General features: G+C 38.2%; 20 protein-coding genes. 18 read left to right on the top strand and 2 right to left on the bottom strand.

Annotated elements, in window-relative coordinates; genetic code table 11:
- Positions 1-59: 59 nt before the first annotated feature.
- From HX062_RS09510 to HX062_RS09495, 4 genes are all read left to right on the top strand, one after another.
- Entirely contained in the window at positions 60-419 is a 360-nt protein-coding gene (locus HX062_RS09510) for a hypothetical protein (protein ID WP_286467225.1), read from the top strand.
- Between the two features lie 35 nt (positions 420-454).
- On the top strand, positions 455-1,375 hold the full coding sequence (hemF, locus tag HX062_RS09505) for an oxygen-dependent coproporphyrinogen oxidase (RefSeq protein WP_286467224.1): 921 nt from the start codon (positions 455-457) through the stop codon (positions 1,373-1,375).
- A gap of 17 nt (positions 1,376-1,392) precedes the next feature.
- The gene (hemB, locus tag HX062_RS09500; RefSeq protein WP_182628429.1) at positions 1,393-2,385 is read left to right on the top strand and encodes a porphobilinogen synthase; all 993 of its coding nucleotides are present in this window, start codon (positions 1,393-1,395) and stop codon (positions 2,383-2,385) included.
- 185 nt (positions 2,386-2,570) lie between these two features.
- Positions 2,571-2,984 carry a c-type cytochrome gene (locus HX062_RS09495; RefSeq protein WP_286467223.1) on the top strand — a complete coding sequence of 138 codons (414 nt, stop codon included), beginning with the start codon at positions 2,571-2,573 and terminating at the stop codon, positions 2,982-2,984.
- Positions 2,985-3,061: 77 nt separating this feature from the next.
- Here the strand turns inward: HX062_RS09495 and HX062_RS09490 are convergent, their stop codons facing one another.
- Positions 3,062-3,853, bottom strand: coding sequence for a TlpA family protein disulfide reductase (locus HX062_RS09490; RefSeq protein WP_286467222.1), 792 nt, complete (start codon positions 3,851-3,853; stop codon positions 3,062-3,064).
- 129 nt (positions 3,854-3,982) lie between these two features.
- Positions 3,983-4,843 (bottom strand): alpha/beta hydrolase, encoded by an 861-nt coding sequence (locus tag HX062_RS09485; RefSeq protein ID WP_286467220.1) that lies wholly within the window; start codon positions 4,841-4,843, stop codon positions 3,983-3,985.
- Positions 4,844-5,036: 193 nt separating this feature from the next.
- On the opposite strand from HX062_RS09485, the gene HX062_RS09480 reads away from it, so the two are divergent.
- The 14 genes from HX062_RS09480 to HX062_RS09415 all read left to right on the top strand — a co-directional run bounded on the left by HX062_RS09480 (position 5,037) and on the right by HX062_RS09415 (position 22,285).
- Positions 5,037-6,638 (top strand): fumarate hydratase, encoded by a 1,602-nt coding sequence (locus HX062_RS09480; protein ID WP_182628433.1) that lies wholly within the window; start codon positions 5,037-5,039, stop codon positions 6,636-6,638.
- A 157-nt stretch (positions 6,639-6,795) separates the two neighbouring features.
- Entirely contained in the window at positions 6,796-7,536 is a 741-nt protein-coding gene (locus HX062_RS09475; protein WP_286467219.1) for an SDR family NAD(P)-dependent oxidoreductase, read from the top strand.
- Between the two features lie 404 nt (positions 7,537-7,940).
- Positions 7,941-8,981, top strand: a complete 1,041-nt coding sequence (gene rlmN / locus HX062_RS09470) for a dual-specificity RNA methyltransferase RlmN (protein WP_286467218.1) — start codon at positions 7,941-7,943, stop codon at positions 8,979-8,981.
- A 95-nt stretch (positions 8,982-9,076) separates the two neighbouring features.
- On the top strand, positions 9,077-10,057 hold the full coding sequence (locus HX062_RS09465; RefSeq protein WP_182628436.1) for a polyprenyl synthetase family protein: 981 nt from the start codon (positions 9,077-9,079) through the stop codon (positions 10,055-10,057).
- Positions 10,058-10,132: 75 nt separating this feature from the next.
- Positions 10,133-10,741, top strand: coding sequence for an outer membrane beta-barrel protein (locus HX062_RS09460; protein WP_182628437.1), 609 nt, complete (start codon positions 10,133-10,135; stop codon positions 10,739-10,741).
- Between the two features lie 277 nt (positions 10,742-11,018).
- Complete coding sequence (locus tag HX062_RS09455; RefSeq protein WP_182628438.1) at positions 11,019-11,591, top strand: RNA polymerase sigma factor; 573 nt, start codon at positions 11,019-11,021, stop codon at positions 11,589-11,591.
- Positions 11,573-12,202, top strand: a complete 630-nt coding sequence (locus tag HX062_RS09450) for a hypothetical protein (protein ID WP_182628439.1) — start codon at positions 11,573-11,575, stop codon at positions 12,200-12,202. Before HX062_RS09455 ends, HX062_RS09450 begins: the two co-directional genes overlap by 19 nt.
- Positions 12,192-13,334, top strand: coding sequence for a hypothetical protein (locus HX062_RS09445; protein WP_286467217.1), 1,143 nt, complete (start codon positions 12,192-12,194; stop codon positions 13,332-13,334). Before HX062_RS09450 ends, HX062_RS09445 begins: the two co-directional genes overlap by 11 nt.
- 14 nt (positions 13,335-13,348) lie before the next feature.
- Positions 13,349-14,557, top strand: a complete 1,209-nt coding sequence (locus HX062_RS09440; protein ID WP_286467215.1) for a carboxypeptidase-like regulatory domain-containing protein — start codon at positions 13,349-13,351, stop codon at positions 14,555-14,557.
- A gap of 76 nt (positions 14,558-14,633) precedes the next feature.
- Positions 14,634-16,610, top strand: a complete 1,977-nt coding sequence (gene dnaG, locus HX062_RS09435) for a DNA primase (RefSeq protein ID WP_182628442.1) — start codon at positions 14,634-14,636, stop codon at positions 16,608-16,610.
- Positions 16,611-17,118: 508 nt separating this feature from the next.
- Positions 17,119-18,528, top strand: coding sequence for an aspartate ammonia-lyase (gene aspA / locus HX062_RS09430; protein WP_182628443.1), 1,410 nt, complete (start codon positions 17,119-17,121; stop codon positions 18,526-18,528).
- A 19-nt stretch (positions 18,529-18,547) separates the two neighbouring features.
- A complete protein-coding gene (locus HX062_RS09425; RefSeq protein ID WP_286467214.1) occupies positions 18,548-19,618 on the top strand; it encodes a type II asparaginase in 1,071 nt (356 codons plus the stop codon).
- A 115-nt stretch (positions 19,619-19,733) separates the two neighbouring features.
- Entirely contained in the window at positions 19,734-21,086 is a 1,353-nt protein-coding gene (locus HX062_RS09420; RefSeq protein WP_182628445.1) for an anaerobic C4-dicarboxylate transporter family protein, read from the top strand.
- 26 nt (positions 21,087-21,112) lie between these two features.
- Positions 21,113-22,285, top strand: coding sequence for a porin (locus HX062_RS09415; protein ID WP_182628446.1), 1,173 nt, complete (start codon positions 21,113-21,115; stop codon positions 22,283-22,285).
- Positions 22,286-22,715 lie beyond the last annotated feature (430 nt).

Raw genomic sequence — 22,715 nt, 5'->3', positions numbered from 1 at the left:
ATTACGCAAAAAGGTTTACGGATACAGCGTAAACTTTTTTGCCTTTTATACCCAAATTTATGCTGAATAAAGGAGTAAAAAGCGAAGAAGATAGAAGAATCGAGTCGATTGTTGTGAAGCTTTCGTCCATTGGATTTGTTCCCGATGATCTAAAAGTAAAAGAAGAAATTGACGCAGAATTAGCAAAAATAGGCTTGACCTTTGCGATTTTGCTAGAGATGGAGGCTACTGCCTTGAATCAACAATTGCTGCAGTTTAATTTTGGCTGGGATCGCATGGAACAGTTTGCCGATGTAATGGCACAATGGGCTAAAAAAGAAGAGCGCTTTAAAGCAAAAGCCAAAAGCCTCTATTCTTTTATTCAAAATGAAAGTAAGGCTTTTTCCTTTGAGATTATGGCAAAAATAGGACAACTTTAATTGAAAGTAACTAAGTCATTGGGCTTATACAACATATGAAAGAACAGTTTTATCACTATATACAGCAACTCCAAGATCAAATTACCGCTCGTTTAGAAGAAGTCGATGGGGAAGCTAAATTTCAACAAGACCTTTGGGAACGCCCCGAAGGAGGAGGAGGAAGAACAAGAGTAATTGAAAATGGACGTGTTTTTGAAAAAGGAGGCGTTAATATTTCTGCCGTTCACGGATCATTACCCAAATCAATGCAGCAGTATTTCAACGTAGGTGATGTTGATTTTTATGCTTGTGGATTGAGTTTGGTTATCCATCCCAAAAATCCAATGGTGCCGACGGTACACGCGAATTGGCGCTATTTTGAAATGTACGACAAACAAGGTAATGTCGTGCGTTCCTGGTTTGGTGGAGGACAAGATTTAACGCCCTACTATTTGTTTGAAGAAGATGCTATTCATTTTCATCAAATCTGTAAAACCGCTTGTGATCAGCACGATCTTGCTTTTTATCCACAGTATAAAAAGCAATGCGATGCATACTTCTGGAATGCACACCGCAATGAAGCTCGTGGTATTGGTGGATTGTTCTTTGATCGATTAGAAGAAACAACAGAAAAATCGTCCCAACAGTGGTATGATTTTGTTACTTCAGTAGGTGATAGCTTCTTGGAAGCCTATGTCCCTATTGTAGAAAGAAGAAAAAACCTAGCGTATACCGCAGAGCAGCGCACTTGGCAAGAAATCAGAAGAGGTCGTTATGTAGAATTTAATTTAGTACACGATAAAGGAACCTTGTTCGGTTTGAAAACAAATGGACGTATCGAATCCATCTTGATGAGTTTGCCACCCCACGTACAATGGGTGTATGATTATCAACCCGAAGCAGAAAGTGATGAAGCTAAGCTGTTAGACGTATTAGCTCATCCAACCGATTGGTTAACCGTAAATTGTACACCGTAAACCCTAAATAAAATAGTATGTTTCCATTACAAAGAGGTAGAAGATTAAGAACAAGTGAGTCTATTCGCAGTCTCGTAAGAGAGACGATTGTGACTCCACAAGATTTTATGTTTCCCATGTTTATTGCAGAGGGAATAAATGTTGAAGAACCTATTTTATCCATGCCAGGGATTTATAGGCGATCTGTCGATTTAACCGTTAAAGAGGTTAAACAACTATACGCTTTGGGTATTCGCGCAGTGAATATCTACGTAAAGGTAAGTGATCACCTAAAAGACAATGCAGGAACGGAGGCTTGGAACGCCAATGGATTGATGCAAACAGCTATTAAAGCTATTAAAGACGCTTGCCCAGAAATGATTGTCATGCCCGATGTGGCTTTAGATCCTTATTCGATTTATGGGCATGATGGTATTATTGAAAATGGAAAAGTAATCAATGATGCAACGGTAGATGCCTTGACGCGTATGAGCGTATCTCATGCGGAGGCTGGTGCTGATTTCGTTGCTCCTAGTGATATGATGGATGGTCGTGTGTTGCGCATGCGTGAAGCCTTAGATCAATCAGGTTATACAGATGTGGGCATTATGAGCTATTCAGCTAAGTATGCTTCCGCTTTTTACGGCCCTTTTAGAGATGCTTTGGACAGTGCACCAAGAGCGGATGTCAAAATACCAACGGATAAAAAAACCTATCAGATGGATTATGCCAACCGTTTAGAAGCCATCAAAGAGGCACTGTATGATGTAGAAGAAGGAGCGGATATTGTCATGGTAAAACCAGGAATTGCCTATCTTGATATCGTAAGAGAGGTAAAAGACGCGGTCAACGTACCTGTTTCTGTGTATCATGTATCTGGTGAGTATGCGATGGTCAAAGCTGCAGCTGAAAAAGGCTGGTTGGACCACGATTTAGTGATGATGGAGCAATTGACCTGTATTAAACGCGCCGGGGCGAGTATCATCTCAACCTATTTTGCAAAAGAAGCAGCGATCTTGCTGAACAAATAATACATGAAGCTCAGCCTAACGCTGAGCTTTTTTGTTTTCGCCTACTCATACAAGGCAATACAGCACATCAGTAGCGAATATTGCAGCCTGCTATGTCGTTTTTTTACATGAAAAGGAGTGATTTGTGAAAGAGTGGACCCAAATTGTTTTTGTACATTTGATACAACAAAAAAATAAACAACACTATGCGCAATACACTCATTAAAACAATTCCTTTTTTAGTTGCCCTCCTTGTATTTTCCTGTGGAAAAAAAGAAGAAAAACAAGCTATGCCTGAAGCAGTATATGAATCAGAACGCGGTGGAGCAACCGAAATGACCCAAGCAGAAAAAATTGCACTTGGAAAGAAAATATTCGAAGGAAAAGGAACCTGTGCTTCTTGTCACTTAGCTGATAAAAAAGTCATCGGACCGAGTATTAGAGAAATTGTTCAAATTTACGATAAACACGATGTCAGTCTGATCTCGTTCTTAAAAGGACAAGAAGAAGCTATCGTTGATCCGGCTCAGTTTATTATTATGCAAGCCAATTTAGAAATCACCAAAAAAATGAGTGATACTGAATTAGAGGCTTTGGAAGCCTATATGCGCAGCATGTAATTCATCCTAATTTACAAGTTAATGTCATCTAAAATAAAAAGCTTGAGTGTTGATTCGTCACTCAAGCTTTTTTGTTGTTATAAATTCTTTTTAATTTGGTCGATTTTAATGCCTCGATTCGACGAATATACCACCTTATTGTTCTTTTTGATCAGGATATAAGGAACCGTTTTTGATTTTACATTGTAATTGGGAATCAAGTGGGAAATTAGATCCGCTGAAGTAAACAACTCCCAAGGAGTCTCTAACAGTCCAAAGTTTTTGTATACAGTTCCTTCCGTATACGTTTTGAGGTTAGCTGCTGAATTGATAAATAAAGCGGTAAAAGGTACACTTTGATAGGCAGGATCACTAGCCAATTGGTTGAGGTCACCATAAGCCAACATACAAGGACCGCAAGTCGTGGAAGTAATGAGAAATACACCATCTCTTGTTAATAAATCTGCTAAATCATAGGTTTTTCCCTCAAAAGTAGTAAAGGTAGATTGAGTAGTTGAAGCCGCTGCCGAGTCGATTTGGCTTAGGGGCAGGGTATTGTCAAAAGAGATGGTTCCATCTTCCTCTATAACAATCTCTCTATTTTCCTCATCGATGATGGTGACGCGATTGCGAACACCAGTTCGATCAAATGAAAAAATTTGGTAGTACACACCAAATTGATCCCCACTGCCTTTTCGAAGTAAGTCGGAGTCAATGTATTTGAGCTTGTTCTTAGACGACATCTTCATGGTGCTTTTAAAAGCCTGTAAATCTTCGGAAGATAAGTTTTCTAGTAATAAAGGGAAGTGTTCTTTGATGTAGTTGTCTTTCTTTGATTGACCGATAGCGAGGGTCGTGCCCAAGAGAAATAAAAGTAGTGTTTTTTTCATGGTTGGATTGGATTATACATTAACGCTGTATAATCCAATTGGCATACCATGGTTTATCTTATATTTAATCTGCTGTTTTGCAGATGCTTACTTTTTTGTTTTGTATAATACTGTTCAATAGTGAACGCTTTATTGTGCGGTTTTGGTTTTGTGAAATCCTTTTTTTATCGCATTGAGTGTTGCTTGATGTAATACAGTAGCATGTACTTCGTCTGGCATATAATCAAACGTCGCGTGAATCATAGGGTTTTGTTGAAGGAACGAATAGAAACGAGTTCCCACTTCATACATCATTTCATCTTCTTCTTTGCTCGGAAGACCCACATACACATGGACTGGGTGTTTGATCTTATTCAATAAGCATACTGTTGTTTCGTCTAACAACTTTTCTTCTCCCCACCAAAAACTTGGACTTACAATTACGTAATTCGAAAATACATGCGGGTGTTTGATTAAGAGGTAAGAAGACATTAATCCCGCTAAAGATTCACCAACAACGGTGCGTTCACTAGTGGTGTTATAGTGTTGGTCAATATAGGGGATCAATTCCCCTTCTAAGAAAGCCGCATAAGGTTCAGCGCCGCCATATTGAGGAAAAAAATCCTTGCTATACTGGAGGTTGTCTAAAAAGTCAATGTTCGGTACAGCAAAAGTAAAGTCCCTTCTGCGGTTGGTGTTTTCAATTCCCACAACAATCGCTTCTGGAAAGCGGTCAACCCACGGTTGTGAATTAACGCGGAACAATCCCGCTAGGTGAATAAAATCTTCTTCTACACCACCGTCTAAAATGTAAACCACGGGATACTTTATCGTATCATTGGGTTGGTAGTAGGGAGGTAGATAGATGTTTATTGTTCTATTCTCGTTTAAGATGGTTGAGGTCAGTGAGATAGATTCTCCAACTGATATGTTTTGTGCTTGGGTTTGTCCAAAGAATAGGAGAGCGAATACACCCAAAGCAAGGGATACAATTTTGTTTAAAATGGTCATAGGTTTTTATTTAATAAAACCAAAAGTACAGAAAATGGGAGGATACTGACGAAGACCAGGTAAAAAAAGAAGGAGATTAACACAGAGTATTGGTTTCAAAGCCCGATAAACAGGGAGTTATTTAGAAACGTTCTACGGTTTTCTCATTGGTATATTTCGTAATTTTAGCGGACGAAAATAAACGAATAATCCAATGGACTTTATATATCAAGATCCGTATCCAATTCAAAAAGACGATACGAAGTATAAAAAAATTTCTGCTGATTTTGTAAAAGTTGAGAAATTAGGCGATCGCGAAATCTTAGTAGTAGATCCAAAGGCTTTAGAAGTTTTATCTGAAGCAGCGATGACTGATGTTTCCTTTATGTTGAGAACGGCTCACTTAGAAAGCTTAAAAGCGATCTTGGACGATCCAGAAGCGACGGATAACGATCGATTTGTAGCCTATAATTTATTGCAAAATGCTGTAGTGGCAGTTGAAGGACAATTGCCTTCTTGTCAGGATACAGGTACGGCAATCGTCGTAGCTAAAAAAGGAGAAAACGTATTTACAGGAGCAAATGATGCTGAGAGTTTGTCCAAAGGAATCTTTAATACCTACCAAAAGAAGAATTTGAGATATTCTCAAATTGTTCCTATCAGTATGTTTGAGGAGAAAAACTCAGGATCAAATCTACCTGCTCAAATTGATATTTACGCGACACAGGGTCAAAAATATGAATTTTTGTTTTTGGCAAAAGGAGGAGGTTCTGCAAATAAGACGTTCTTATATCAAAAGACAAAATCTTTGTTGAATGACAAGAATTTGACTGAATTTATCAAGGATAAAATCATGGATTTAGGTACTGCTGCTTGTCCTCCCTATCACTTAGCTTTAGTGATTGGTGGTACTTCTGCAGAAGCCAATCTTGCCGCAGTGAAAAAAGCGTCTGCGGGCTACTATGATAACTTACCTACTTCTGGAAATATGGGAGGTCAAGCCTTCCGCGATATAGAGTGGGAAAAGAAATTACAATTGATTTGTCAAGAATCTCATATTGGAGCTCAATTCGGAGGAAAATATTTCACACATGACGTTCGAGTAATCCGTTTACCGCGTCACGCCGCTTCTTGTCCAGTTGGATTAGGGGTGTCGTGTTCGGCTGACCGTAACATCAAAGCAAAAATTACAGCAGAAGGATTGTTTATTGAGCAATTAGAGGAAAACCCTGCACGTTTATTACCTGCTGTAGCTCCTCATTTAGAAGAGCCTGTAGTTATTGACTTAGATAAACCAATGAAAGAACAATTGGCTGAGTTGACCAAACACCCAATCAAAACACGTGTCATGTTAAACGGTACCGTAATTGTAGCCCGAGATATTGCACATGCAAAGATTCAAGAGATGTTAGACAACGGTCAAGAAATGCCAGAATACTTTAAAAATCATCCAATCTACTATGCAGGACCAGCAAAAACACCTGAAGGAATGCCTTCTGGAAGTTTCGGTCCAACGACAGCAGGCCGTATGGATCCATACGTAGATCCGTTCCAAGCCGTAGGTGGAAGTATGATTATGTTGGCAAAAGGAAACCGTTCTCAAGCGGTAACCGATGCATGTAAAAAACACGGTGGATTCTATTTAGGGTCTATTGGTGGACCAGCCGCTATCCTTGCAAAAGAAAATATCTTGAGCGTTGAGGTAGTCGATTTCCCAGAATTAGGAATGGAAGCGGTACGCAAAATCGTGGTAAAAGATTTCCCTGCCTTTATTATCACAGACGATAAAGGAAATGATTTCTTTCAAAATTTGTAAAATAGACAAGAACTCAATACGATGAAAAAGCTGTCTTACTTCGGTAAGGCAGTTTTTTTTTGGTCCTTCTATCATTAAATGTCTGTTAATAAAAAAGTTGGAAACTTTTTGTTCCTTTTTTAATTCGTAACTTAATGCGAACTAAAAGAGATAAAATATGAAAATGTTAGAAAACAAAGTTGCTATTGTTACAGGAGGGGCTTCAGGAATTGGAAAAGCAGTTGTTGAACTCTTCGTTAAAGAAGGAGCTAAAGTAGTTATTGCAGACTTGAACGTAGATTTAGGTACGCAATTAGCGAAAAATTTGGGAACTCAAACCCATTTTGTAAAATCCAATGCCTCCTCACCTGCAGACAATGAAGCACTTGTCAAAGAAACGCTTGAAAAATTTGGGCGTTTGGATATTGCAGTAAACAATGCAGGAATTGGCGGAGCAACAGCAGCAACAGGTGAATACGAGATAGAAGAATGGCAAAAAGTGATCTCCATTAACCTTGATGGGGTATTTTACGGAATGCGTTATCAAATTCCAGCCATGTTAAACAATGGAGGAGGGAGCATTATCAACATTGCATCTATTTTAGGACAAGTTGGTTTTGCAGGATCTCCCGCTTATGTAGCGGCAAAACACGGGGTAGTCGGATTAACAAAAACAGCAGCCTGGGATTATGGTACACAAAACATTCGCATCAATGCTGTTGGACCAGGATTTATTGAAACACCGTTATTGTCGAGTATGGACCCTCAAGTGAAGCATTTCTTAGAATCCCAACACGCCATGCAGCGTCTGGGAAAATCAGAAGAAGTTGCCGAAATCATCCTGTGGTTGGCTTCAGATAAAGCGTCCTTCGCAACAGGAGGATATTATCCTATTGAAGGAGGATACCTAGCAAAATAAATAAAAAAAGAGGCTGTCTCCATCGAGATAGCCTTTTTTCTTTAGGCACTGAAGGGTTTGTCTTTGTGATTTTAATCTATACACGGTATAGGTAAGACCATGATTCATCTATGCTGCCTCTATAGTATGTCTATTAGAAATCGCTCTTTTAATAGAGACACTATGGACTCACTATGGACTCATAATGGACGTACCTCAAAGAAAACACAAACAAAATGCAAAGAAGACACCTACTTAACTCGTGTTTTTTCTTTGTATTCGCTCGCTTACTCCCTGTTGAGTATTCGAGCAATAGTATGGAATCGAATACGATAAAGCAAAGAATAAATACGCTGTTCTCAAGACTCTTTTTGTTAACTAAATTGGACGGTTAATTATTCAAGTAAAAAAAGTAAATTTGCAGCATGCAAGTAGAGAAAAAAGACATACGTAGTTTATCGAAAGAACAATTGAGAGATTTTTTTGTTTCTCAAGGAGATAAACCATTTAGAGGTAATCAGGTGTACGAGTGGTTGTGGAGTAAAGGAGCCCATTCCTTTGAGGATATGAGTAATCTCTCTAAAACGACTCGTCAAATGTTGGAAGATCACTTTGTGATTAATCACATCCGCGTGGATAATATGCAAATTAGTTCAGATGGAACCATCAAAAATGGAGTAAAATTACACGATGGATTGATCGTGGAATCCGTTTTGATCCCAACAGAAACGAGAACGACAGCTTGTGTGTCTTCTCAAGTGGGCTGTAGTTTGGACTGTGAATTTTGTGCAACTGCACGATTAAAACGCATGCGTAACCTAAATCCTGATGAAATATACGATCAAGTGTTGACCATTGATCAACAAAGCCGTCAAAACCACGGGCGTCCGCTTTCTAATATCGTATTCATGGGTATGGGAGAACCCCTGATGAACTACAACAACGTTCAGGCAGCTATAGACAAAATTACCTCAGAGGAAGGATTGGGCATGTCACCAAAGCGCATTACCGTTTCCACTTCAGGTATTCCTAAAATGATTCGAAAGCTAGCCGATGATCAGGTGAAATTTAAATTAGCCGTTTCTCTACACTCGGCAATTGAAGAAACGCGTAATCGTATTATGCCATTCTCCAAAAGTTTTCCACTTACTGACCTACGTGATGCGTTGCAGTACTGGTACAGCAAAACAAAAAGTAGAATTACCTTCGAATATGTGGTGTGGAAGGGAATCAATGACGACAAAGCTTCGATTGATGCGTTGGTTAAATTTTGTAAGCAAATGCCGAGTAAAGTCAATCTAATTGAATATAATCCTATAGACGATGGTGAGTTTCAACAAGCTGACCCACAAGCGATAAATAATTATATTAAAGCCTTGGAAAGCAATGATATTACCGTAGTAGTAAGACGAAGCCGTGGAAAAGATATCGATGCAGCTTGTGGACAATTAGCGAATAAATCGTAAAAATGCATACTAAAAAGATGATTCTACTCTTTTTATAGAACAGATATTTGTTTGAATGGTATAGTATGACATAAAAAGTCATAAATTTGTTTATAATGAATATTGTACAGCAAATACAGGAACCGATTAAGGTTGAAATGGATCTCTTTGAAAAGAAGTTCCATAAATCTATGGCAACGAAAGTTGCTTTATTAAACAGAATCACCTACTACATTGTCAACCGAAAAGGAAAACAAATGCGACCGATGTTTGTTTTTTTAGTCGCAAAAATGGTGCATGAAGGGGGAGCAAATGAGCGTACCTATAGAGGGGCTTCTGTGATTGAACTGATTCATACCGCGACATTGGTACATGACGATGTTGTGGATGACAGTAATAAACGCCGCGGTTTCTTTTCATTAAACGCCTTGTGGAAAAATAAAATTGCTGTTTTAGTGGGAGACTATCTCCTGTCCAAAGGACTATTGCTCTCTATCGATAATGGAGATTTCGACTTGTTGCGCATCATTTCGGTAGCTGTACGCGAAATGAGTGAAGGAGAACTGCTGCAAATCGAGAAAGCCCGTCGTTTAGATATTACTGAAGAAATTTATTACGAAATTATTCGCCAAAAAACAGCAACACTCATCGCTGCTTGTTGTGCTTTAGGCGCTGCGTCGGTGCAACCAGATGATGCTGTACTCATCGAAAGAATGCGAAAATTTGGTGAGGTAATTGGTATGGCCTTCCAAATCAAAGATGACTTATTTGATTATACAGATGGACCAATTGGTAAACCAACGGGTATCGATATTAAAGAACAAAAAATGACTTTGCCTCTAATATATGCCCTCAATACCGCTACCAAAGAAAAACGCAAATGGCTAATTAACTCCGTAAAAAATCACAATGAAGACAAGCGCAGAGTCAAAGAGGTGATCGAGTATGTCAAAGAGGCCGGTGGATTGACCTATGCAACACAAAAAATGATTACCTATCAAGAAGAAGCTTTACAATTGGTGGCAGAATTTCCATCTTCTCCTTATAAAGAAGCTTTGGTTAAAATGGTCAATTACGTGATTGAACGTAAAAAATAACGTATATTTTCTTTTTTGTCCCAACCTTTTTTAGTTGTTAGCGTCTTATTCGTAACAAACCAAAAAAAAATAGGGATGAAACGAATGGTAATCTGTATGTGTTTGGCCTCAGCAACTTGGGGATTGGCACAAGAAAAAGAAAAAATTAAACCTGAATTTGGCGTATCTGCTTATGTGTTTAGTGGAAATGCTGTCTTACAACAGCGCGCAGAAGTCGATCAAAATAGTTTTATTCGAGATGGAGTAAACGTAGAGTTCGACGTAAAATGGGATGGGTTTGGCGTATACGCAGGTTTAGGAACCTATTCTTTAACAACTAACCGTATCTTTGAGGGTCAATCGACCTATTTAAAGAATGAATATCTCCTTATTCCCTTTGGATTGACCTCAAGTTATCCTCTCTATAAAAAAGGAGATGAGACAAAATTGAGTCTACAGCTAGATGTTGGAGGATACGCTGGACATCTATATAAATCACAAGAAAAAACAACAGATTTAACTTGGAAAGAAAAAAATGTGGGTTGGAATTTTGGATTTATGGCAAGAATGGGCGTATCTTACATGATGTATAAAAATGTTGAGATAAAGGCAGGGCTACAAGCTATGTCCGATTTGTCGAAAATTAATACACAAAAAGTAACCAAATCAACGATGTATTTTATTGGTGTTGGTTATCGATTTTAAGGATAACTAACTTTTTTAAATTGTACAGAAAGCCTCCATATTTGGAGGCTTTCTTGTTTTTGATAAAAAAAATATATTTTTTTTTCTTTTCATCCCAACCTTTTGCTCTTTTGTTGCGTCTATGTAATAGAGAACCCCAAAAAAATAAATTATGAAAGGATTATTACTACTTATTATCAATATGGTTGACACTATTCTGTCTTGGATCCATCAATTTCTATCGTGAATCACGACAAAGATGCATTTTAAATAATACATTTAGCAACACTAAATAGTTATGAAATTGATACGATTGTACCCCAAAAAAGTGGAAGATTACCTCGATGATTTACGGTGTGAGAAGCGAACCGCTCAGCATGAGGTGTATCAATTGTTGTCGGGCAAGATGCTGAGCGTCTGTAGACAGTACATACAAGATATACACTATGCGGAAGACGTAATGGTGACCGCCTTTATGAAAGTGTTTACACAAGTGCATAAATATGAGGGAAAAGGAAGTTTTGAAGGTTGGATTAGGCGGATTATGGTCAATGAATCGATTTCATTCTTACGCGCACAGCGGCCTTTTTCCTATCTAGAAGAGCAGGTCGAACTTCAGGAAGTAGTGCAGTACCACCAAGAAAGCGATTTAGTTTTAGAAGAAATCCAACGACTAATCGACCAATTACCTGCGGGTTGTAAAACGATCTTTAACCTGTATGTAATTGAACAATACAAGCACCAAGAAATCGCTCATATGCTACAAATTAGCGAAGGCACATCAAAATCACAACTCGCACAAGCGCGTAAATTATTACAACAACAATTGGAGCATTTAAAACAACAAGGTTTATGGAATGGAGTAAAATAGATAAAGATTGGAAAAAGCAAATGGACGAACGTACCATTGCTCCTTCTTCAGCTGCTTGGGATAAATTAGCTCAACAGTTAGACAAAAGAGAAAAGAAAGGAATAAAACTAGCGTTCCAAAAATGGATGGGAATTGCCGCTTGCTTGCTTATTGGTGGAATTTTAGGCCTTGTGTTTTGGATCACTGCGCCTTTCCTATCTTCGCCTTCAACTGAAGAATCCCTACCAACGCATTATGTCGTAACGGATCAAGTCGATCAAACGAATGCACAGGAACAGCAAGATAGTCTACAACCAGCAGAATATATTGTGCCTAAGCCTGCGCAACAACAAGATAAAGTAGGAACAACAACGCAATTTTTACAGCTGGCACAAATAGAGCCGATTGCACCTAAAACAATCGATGCTAAAAGAGAAACAATGGACTCCTTGGTTATTGATGAGATCGTCGTAAAGAACGCACAGCGCAAAGTTGTGGTGGACAGTAACGATTTATTGAAACAAGTAGAAGGAGAAATTGAAGTAGAATACCGAGAGACTAAATTGAAAAAAATTATTGATACCACGAGAAAAACCGTAGTAGATTTATCAGAGAGTATATATGAAAAGTAAATGGAGATATAGTTTGGTGTTGTTGTGGCTGTTGAGCCTAACAACGAGTTATGGACAAATCCGAATAGAGCGAGAGGGCCATAATCTGGAAGAAAAAGAAAAGATATCAAAGAAGACGGATCAAGTCTTGAAAGCCTTTGAATACAATGTCAGTCAAATTGCAGTGGATATTCAGAATGCAACAGTAAAACAAAAAGAGCGGTTGCGCATCCGCGTGGATTCTATTAACAATTTGGTCGATAACAACCGTATAACAGAAGAATTCGGAGAAGAATTGAAATCTAAATTTGCAAAAGAAGCTTCTGATCGCATTGAAAAAGAGGTTGTTCGCATGCAAGACAGTTTGACTCTTGCTGTACAAAGTCAGGTCAACTACGCGATGAAGAACGGTGAATTTCTCAAAGTTGCCGATACAACTACACGAGTAGCAACGGTAATGATGGGCGGTACTTATGATAGCTATCAGAAAAAAGGACAACGCATTTTGGGGGAGCGCAGAAGTAATCTTCGCCTTCATCTACAGTATGGGATTAGTAACCTGGAAACCGATGGAGCCTTTGCTAATTCCGAAATTCGCTATGTTCCGTCTAATTTTATTCAGTTTGGATTACATGTCAAGACAAGACTTCTAAAAAACAATAACTTACTACACTTGCGCTATGGGATTGCTTGGGAGTACAGTAACCTAAAACCGAGTCAACATCGCCTCTTTGAAGTGCAAGACGGACAAACGGTCTTATCGGATTACGATGAACGCTTTACAAAATCTAGATTAGCGTTGGGTTCTTTTCAAATTCCCCTTTATTTAGAGTTTGATTTTACACCTAAGAAAACAGATAGCAAAACAGGGAAAAACTATTTTATATCAGAGCGTAGTTGGCGTTTAGGAGTCGGAGGATATGTTAACTTTGGAAATAGTAGTGGAAAACAAGTGTATCGCTATAAAGATAATGGAACGTATCGCGTTAAACATCGCTCTGATCTAGGTATTGATCGAACGAGATTTGGGGTGGGAAGTTACCTAGGCTATCGCTCTTGGGCACTACAGTTTCAGTATGAACTAACTCCGCTATTTAAGCACAATAGTATAGAACAACATGTGTGGTCTTTAGGACTTCGATTAGATATTTAATAAAGTGAAGAAAGATGGATAAATATTATAAGGTGTGTTTTCTTGTCTTGATTCTTCTATTAGGAGTGAAGACTGTTATACATGCGCAAACTTCGGTTTGGAAGGGGAATGTAGTAGACCATCAATCAAAACTCGGTATTGAAGGGGTTACTATTAGTACACAAGACCAAGGAAGAAAGGCACAAACTGATGGCAATGGTGATTTTTCGATTGAGTTAGAGGAGAATCAGAACCATATTGTTTTGAGCCATCCAGCGTATCAAACCCGAGAAATTGATACACAGGGAAAGATGCCCGTTCTATTACAATTAAAAGAAACGGAACTTGAAGCAGTCATTGCCTTTACAGAACCTTTAGCTAAGGTGTTCTATGATGCCTTTGAAAATGCGTTAAGGCCTAAAAAAAGTGGAGATGTCTATCAGACCTATGCGAGAGAATTTATGTGGACTAATGGGGAAGTGACTAATGTAGCCGATGGTTTGCTTGACTATTATATCAAAAAACCAAAACAAACTCCCTTGGTAGTACTTAAAGAACATCGTGTTCTTGAGTCCCTAATGGAGATTCCTAGAGGGAGTGATGAAGCAATTTTGAGTTCTGCATTGATTGGGGGGCTAGGGGATATCCGAGATTTCTTTACCTCCAATACGGGAGTAAATGCCGTACGTGAAGTACTAGACTCGCCCGAAGAATATGACTATGTCTTAAAACAAAACAAAGGTGAAACTGGAAAGGAAATAACCGTCTCTTTTAAACCCAAAGCAAATGTAGAGGGGTGGAAATACTATGAAGGACAAATTGTCTTTACCCAAGACCACAAACAAATTTTGTCCTATCATTATGCATTGGCCAAAGCATACCATAACAAACCTAAAACGATAAATGCATTGTTGTTTCAATTGCGTATCGATGAGCTGAGTTTTCAAGGAGTATATAAAGAACGACAAGGTAAATATGACCTATATTATCTAGCACAGCGAATGGATTGTCGCATCATTTATAAGCGAATCGGAGATAATGTAGTCAGTATGCTTAGAGAAGTAGTTGTAGATGATGTAATACAAGAGACAAACCTACCCACTAAATCCCGACTAAAAGCAATGAATATTTTTCAAAATCCTAGCAAGTATCAAACGGAATACTGGAAAAACAGAGTATTCCGACCCTTGACAGATGGAGAAGAGCGCGTTCTGCAACAGCTGCAAACAAAAGAAACCAAATAATCATTTACCAATAGAAAAGAAGTTGTTTTATTGTAAAGCAACTTCTTTTTTTATCTTTGTGGGACAAATGTAAACTATGATTTCCAAAACGACCATTGATACTGTTTTTGATACTGCTCGCGTAGAGGAGGTGATCGGTGATTTTGTCAATTTAAAGAAAGCAGGGGCAAACTATAGAGGGTTGAGTCCTTTTGTCAACGAAAAGACGCCTTCGTTTATGGTATCTCCTGTCAAACAGATTTGGAAAGACTTTAGTTCAGGTAAAGGAGGAAATGCCATTACCTTTTTGATGGAACACGAACACTTCTCCTATCCAGAGGCCATTCGCTATTTAGCTAAAAAATACGGCATCGAAATAGAAGAAACTGAGCAAACTGATGCGGAAAAAGAACAGATGAATGAAAAGGAAAGTATGTTCATCGTGTCGGAGTTTGCCAAGAATTATTTTGAAGATACGCTATTGAATTCAGAAGAAGGAAGAGCCATTGGTTTGTCTTACTTTAAAGAAAGAGGGTTTACTTCGGATACTATTAAGACTTTTGGGTTGGGCTATTCTCCAGATAAATGGGATGCGTTTACTGAAGCTGCTTTGAAAAAAGGTTATTCGTTAGACTATTTGGAAAAAACGGGATTGACAATCGTTAAGGATGACAAGCGTTTTGACCGTTTCAAAGGACGTGTGATGTTCCCCATTCAAAGTATGTCGGGACGTGTATTGGGTTTTGGTGGGCGTATTTTGACCCAGGATAAAAAGGCAGCAAAATACCTCAATTCGCCAGAGAGTGATATCTACCACAAGAGTAAAGTGTTGTATGGGATTTCTCATGCCAAACAAGAAATAGCTAAAAAGGACAATTGTTATTTGGTCGAAGGCTATACCGATGTGATCCAGATGCATCAAACGGGCGTAAAAAACGTGGTAGCTTCTTCAGGAACTGCCCTAACACCCGAACAAATTCGACTAATAAGCCGATTGACTCAGAATATAACCATGCTGTTCGACGGCGATGCCGCAGGAATCCGCGCTTCTTTTCGCGGGGTTGATTTAATTCTTGAAGCAGGAATGAATGTGCGCATTTGCCCTCTTCCTCAAGGAGAAGACCCTGATAGCTTCGCACGAAAACACAGCTTAGAAGAATTAGAATCCTACTTCGAAGAACAATCTACCGATTTTATCCGTTTCAAAGCCAATACTTTGATGGAAGAATCTAAAGGGGATCCCATTAAAAAAGCAGATATTATCCGCGATATGGTGACGAGTATTTCTAAAATACCCGATCCGATTAAAAGGGAAATCTACATTCAAGAGTGTTCGCGAATCATGGATATTTCCGAAGAAGTAATCTTTTCCTCTTTAGCTCAAATAAGTAGAAAAGAACTCGCTGATGCCAATAAAAAGTTTACCCAAGAGCGCCAACAAATGGAAGTGGTGCACGCTGATAAAAAAACAGAAGAAATTGCAGTTGATGCACTCTATCTTTTAGAACAGCGCATTATTGAAATATTGTTGTTGTATGGCAATGAAGAAGAACAATTTGTAGAGCTCCTCTTTGAAACGAACGAAGACGACGAAATTGTTGAAGTGGAGCACAAAATCGTTCAAAAAGTATATGAACGCATTTACCTGAGCTTACAAGAAGATGAAGTGCAGTTGACCAATCCTATTTTCAAACAACTCTATGCGGATATAATGAACTACTACCACAACAATACGTGGAGTCTAGAGGATTACCTCAAGCGCTTAGATAGTGAACTGTCTGCACAAGTGACAACTATTCTCATGGAGGAAGAAAAGGAAAACTTACACAAATGGGAATCGCAAAACATTTTTGTCAAACAAAAAAAAGATGGTATTGCCCAATATACAACTGAAACGATTCTAACGCTGCGCATGCATCTTGTAAATGCTATTATAGAGAAGTATAAAAGCAAATTAGGAGGCGTAGAACAAGATCGCGCTTTTGAAATACTCGGAATTATTATTGATTATTCCACTTTAATGAATACATTTTCGAAACGATTAGGACAAGTAACCACCCGATTTAGATTATAAAACATAAACCTCATGGACAATGAGGTTTTTTTTTGCGTTATTTTTTCTGCATTTAGTCCCGCTAAGGCTAAAAATAACTAGAAAAACGAAACAGATATTTGCTTTCAATCCGGTAAAACTCAAAAAAAAACAAACATTTCTAACTATAATGGTAATTTTATATTTTTTTTAAAATAAAGTTGCTAAAATGAATTACTAACACTAATTTTTTATATATTTGATTGGTAATTATAGGTGTTTTTAAGATATTTTAATGTTATAAATAGATGGTTTGAGATTTTTTTCAACTATTTATTATTATGTTAAACATAAAGACAGTATTTATTATGATTTGTTTAGTAATACTAAGGAGGATTTCTTTAATATATGTAAAAAAAATAAAATAATCAATGTGTTTTTGTCATAAAATGATTTTTTTTCTAGCATTATTTTTGAAGTGTGAAATAAAGCATAGCATGCGAATAGAAATAATATAAATGAATTACGATAATAATAAAATTTAAAGCATATGAAAGATACAAGAAGAGAACACGATTTTTTAGGCGAATTAGATATTCCCAATGACAAATATTATGGGGTTCAAACATTTCGCGCTGTTGAAAATTTCACCATTACAGGTCTTACCCTGAATCATGAAAAAGGGTTGATCAAAGCTTTAGGTGAGGTTAAGAAGGCTGCTGCTTTAGCCAATAGAGACTGTGGGGTGTTGGACGCAAAAATTGCGGAGGCAATTTGCTTTGCTTGTGATCAAGTAATAGCGGGAAAATACGACGATCAGTTTGTGAGTGATTTGATTCAAGGTGGCGCTGGAACCTCAGTGAACATGAATGCGAATGAAGTAATTGCCAATGTTGCGTTGGAATACCTCGGGCATAAAAAAGGAGAATATCAATATGTACACCCGAATAACCACGTAAACTGTTCTCAATCTACCAACGATGCTTATCCAACAGCTTTTCGCTTGGCCTTGTATTACAAGTTAGACGGATTCTGTCAAATAATATCAGATTTAGAAAAAGCATTTGCAGCCAAAGGCGAGCAATTCAAAAGTGTTCTTAAAATGGGGCGTACCCAATTGCAAGATGCTGTGCCAATGACTTTAGGTCAAGAGTTTCACGCGTTTGCAACAACAGTTGGGGAAGACTTATTGCGCTTGCGCGAAGCACAACGCTTAATCCTAGAAGTAAATATGGGTGCAACAGCAATCGGAACAAAAGTTAATGCACCAGAAGCTTATCCTGAATTATGTGTGAAGTATTTATCTAAAGAAACAGGATTGCCTTTAGTATTATCTCCAGATTTAATTGAAGCAACGAGCGATACTGGGGCCTATGTTCAAATCATGGGAACAGTAAAGCGCGCGGCAATCAAAATATCAAAGATTTGTAATGACTTGCGCTTGTTGAGCTCTGGTCCACGTACGGGATTGAACGAAATCAACCTTCCAGCGCGTCAACCTGGTTCTTCTATCATGCCAGGAAAAGTGAACCCTGTAATTCCAGAAGTAGTAAACCAAACGTGTTTCTATGTAATCGGACAAGATTTAACTGTTACCATGGCTGCTGAAGCAGGACAATTGCAATTGAACGTTATGGAACCTGTGATCGGATTTGCTTTGTTCACTTCTCTAGAGTATTTAGGAAATAGCTTAACAACCTTAATCGAAAAATGTATTGTTGGCATTACTGCTAATGAAGAGCATTGTGCGAATCTAGTGATGAACAGCATCGGAATTGTAACACAGTTAAACCCAATCCTAGGGTATGAAACTTGTGCAAGTGTTGCAGGTGAAGCGTTGTTGTCTGGTAAAAGTGTACACCAAATTGTAGTAGAAGAACGCAAGTTGATTTCGCAAGCAAAATGGGAGGAAGTTTACTCGTTAGACAACTTAATCAATCCTAAACTAATTGTATCCTAAACTAAAATCACACCCTAATATGAAAAAGATCATAAATGTATTGTTTGTCTTTTTACTAGTTTTTCAAGTACAAGCACAGCCCAAGAAAAATAGTCAAACGACGAAAGATTTGCCTCGTGTCATTATCTTGGCAACGGGAGGAACAATTGCCGGAGCTGGTGAGTCTTCAACAAAGGCTGCCTACACTGCTGGTAAAGTGCCTATTGACGATTTGTTGAATGCTGTTCCTGAAATGCACAACATCGCTAAAATTAAGGGGGAGCAAATTGCACAAATCGGAAGTCAAGACATGAATGTTGAGACTTGGTTGAAATTGAGTAATCGTATCAACGAGATTTTTGAGAAAAATGAGGCAGATGGTGTAGTAGTAACGCATGGTACTGATACACAAGAAGAAACTGCTTATTTCTTGGAATTAACGGTAAACGCTACAAAACCAGTTGTTCTAGTTGGAGCTATGCGCCCTTCTACAGCAATGAGTCAAGATGGAAACCGCAATTTGTTGGATGCTGTGATGGTGGCAGCTTCTCCAAATAGTAAAGATGTAGGTGTAGTGACTGCTATGAATGAAGAAGTTTACGCGGCTCGCGATGTGACTAAAACCGTAACTACAAATATGGCGACATTCAAATCGAGAAACTTTGGTCCTATCGGATTAATCTACGACGGAAAAGTAAACTACTACTACAAAACACTGCGTTCACCAGAACAAAAATTCAGTGTAAAAGGATTGACTAAACTTCCACAAGTAGAAATTGTATACGGCTATGCTGATGCAAGTCCAAGAGCGGTGACTACAGCAATTGAAGAAGGAGTACAAGGCATTGTTTACGCCGGAATGGGCAACGGAAACTTTAATGCTCCAGTAGGTGAAGCATTAGAGGCAGCAGCTAAAAAGGGAATTGCCGTTTGTCGATCTGCTCGTGCAGGTTCAGGTCGTGTAACTTTGTTCAATGAGGTAGATGATCAAGCACTAGGTTTTGTTGTTGCAGATGATTTAAATCCACAGAAAGCACGCGTTTTATTGATGTTAGCCTTGACCAAGACTAACAATCAAAAAGAACTACAAGAGATATTCTTTAAATACTAAATCCTATTGAGTACATCAAAAGGAAAACATAATGGGGGGAGCGTATAGAACACTTTAGTGGTTCGCTCCCTTTTTTGTACCTACTGATGAGCTTGAGCGTCTTAAATCGAGTGTTATGTTATTGATTCAGTTTGCAATTTTAATTGCGATGATATTAATCGGTTCCCAAATGAAGGGAATAGGATTAGGAGTGATGGGTATGATTGGGTTGTTAATCTTTGTGTTCATCTTTCAGATGAAACCTGGAGATCCTCCAATTGATGTGATGTTGGTTATTATGGCTATTGTGTCTACCGCAGCTACTTTACAAGCTTGTGGAGGATTAGATTACTTGGTGCGATTAGCAGAAAAAGTGATCCGCAGTAACCCTTCTAACATTGTTTTTATTGCGCCTTTTACGGTGTATTTCTTTTGTCTGTTCGCTGGAACAGCTCACTTGCTGTATTCGTTACTTCCAATTATCGCTGAGGTAGCTACAAAAAAGAGAATTAGACCCGAACGCCCCTTAAGTGTTTCAGTGATTGCATCTCATTTGGCTATTACAGGTAGTCCCATGAGTGCTGCCACTGCCGCATTTGCCGGAGCTAGTATTCTCGCTTATCCAGGTGCGCTAATTGATATTATGAAAGTGTGTATCCCCGCGTGTTTAATCGGTATACTTATCACTTGCTTTGTCGTATTGCGCAAAGGAAAAGAATTAAAAGACGATCCAATCTTTATTGAAAAGATGAAAGATCCTGAATTTGCAAAGAGCTTGGATACGGGTGAAGATGAAAGTGGAAATCAAACTCCCCTAAAAAAAGGAGCAAAAACATCCGTGGTTATTTTCGCTATTGCCGTTTTATTAATTGTTATTGCTGGAGCTTTTCCACAACTCTTACCTCAGTTTGAACCAGGAGCCGCTAGTTTGGTTGTCAAAGCCAATGGTGAACTGCAAATGGTAAGTGTTATTAGTATGATTACCCTTTCTGCTTCTGCTTTGATGATGTTGATTACCAAAACAAGTGCAATCAGTGTGACCAAAGTTAGCTTGTTCTCCTCTATGGCAACAGCGGTTGTGTCCGTTTTTGGTGTGGTTTGGATGAGTGCGACTTTTATGTCACACAACGAAGTGGCTATCAAAGGGTTCTTAAGTGAAGTCGTTACTTTATACCCATGGACGTTTGCAATTGCTGTATTTATATTAGGTGCCTTGATGTTTAGTCAAGCAGCAACAACAAAAACAATGATGCCTTTAGGGATGGCGCTAGGAGTTTCAAATCCTGCATTGATCGCTATATTCCCAGCTGTAAACGCAGACTTCGTTCTGCCAGGGTATCCAACTTTATTAGCAGCAATAAACTTTGATCGTACTGGAAGTACAAAAATTGGAAAATTTGTAGTGAACCACAGTTTTATGATTCCCGGTTTAGTCGCCATTACCGTTGCTATCGCAGCAGGCTTCCTTTTGGGATCCTTTCTACTGTAAGGTACACACCCCTTAAATATTGAGCTATGAAAAAAATCTTATTATTTTTAGCACTCTTTGTGCAAGTAGGAATTGTTGCACAAGAAACACAAACAACAGCCGATACGCTCTCAAAACCGCTACTCCCTGTTGAAAAAATTGATCTGTTGAAAAACGTCGACATGATATTTAATATGCGTTTTGCCAACGACAACCTATTTCACGATGGTAAATTTCAAGAATCTACCTTTAGCAACAATCAGTTCCGACTTGAAATTAAAGGTAAAATTCACGAAAAAGTCTATTTCAGATTCAGAGATCGCTACACCAAAAGTACAGATCCTGGAAGTAGAGATAATATTAGTCGCTCTACGGATATGGCATTCATTGGCGTAGCCTTGTCTCCTAAAACTCAACTAAACCTCGGTAAAATGAGCGCAGATTGGGGAGGATTTGAATTTGACCTCAATCCAATTGATATCTTAGAATACAATGATATCCTAGAATACGCTGATAACTTCCTTACAGGAGTTGGGGTGACGCATCAAGTGTCCAACAATCACTCTTTTGGATTACAAGTGCTAAATTCACGCGTTTCTAATTTCGAAGATGTATATAAAGGACAAATGCCAGAGGGAATTGAAAAAGCTAAAGCCCCAATGGCGATCGTAACCAATTGGAGAGGAAGTTTTTTCGATGGAAAATTTGAAACTATCTACAGCTACAGCTACTTTCAAGAAGCTAAAAATAGAGGAATGAACTATTATTCCCTTGGTAATAAATATCAAAACAACCGATTTACGCTGATGTACGATTTTAAATACAGCAACGAAGGGTTAGATCGCAAGGGAATAATTACAGATATGATGACGGGAGATAATGTAGTCGCTCAACAAAATGTATCTTACCTTGAGAACTGGATTAAAGCAGAGTATTTAATTGCTCCAAAAGTAAATGTTACATTGACTTTAATGAATAACAATGCCTATGCTAAAAATTTAGTATCTGAAAATAGCGGGGTAAGCCATATTCGTTCAAGTTATGGATTTATTCCAACAGTAGAATATTTGCCATTTAAAAATATGAATATCCGATTTTATGCCTCTTATGTAGGACGCTATTACAATTATTCAACCTATGCCAAGGAGCATTTAGGACAAGAGAATTATAATACAGGCCGATTGAGTGTAGGATTTATCGCACCATTGTTGATCTTTTAATTGATTTTATACGATAAAGAGGAGAGCCAAGGCTCTCCTTTTTTATTGCGGTTTGTTCTTTGCGCGGTTTATCTCACTTAGTTTATATTGGTTTTGGTGTTCGATGAATCTACGATTTGTTCTTTGCACGGTTTATCTCACTTAGTTTATATTGGTTTTGGTGTTCGATGAATTTACGATTTGTTCTTTGCACGGTTTATCTCACTTAGTTTATATTTGTTTTGGTGTTCGATGAATCTACGCTACGCTACGATTTGAACGGTTTGTTTAGTTTCTTCATTTGTAAGATAATTGTGCTTTACAACGAGCATCGAACGAAGAACGAAGAGCAACGAGCAACCTACAAAAAAAAATTTCGATCTAACGTGCGTTATAGTAATGAGTTGTGAATAAAAGTGGAATTTCACTGAAAAAAAAGCAACAAATAATT

This window comes from Myroides sp. DF42-4-2, from assembly GCF_030326445.1.
Lineage (GTDB): Bacteria > Bacteroidota > Bacteroidia > Flavobacteriales > Flavobacteriaceae > Flavobacterium.
Note: the sequence above shows the minus strand (reverse complement) of the source record. Positions and strands in the feature narration are given on the sequence as shown.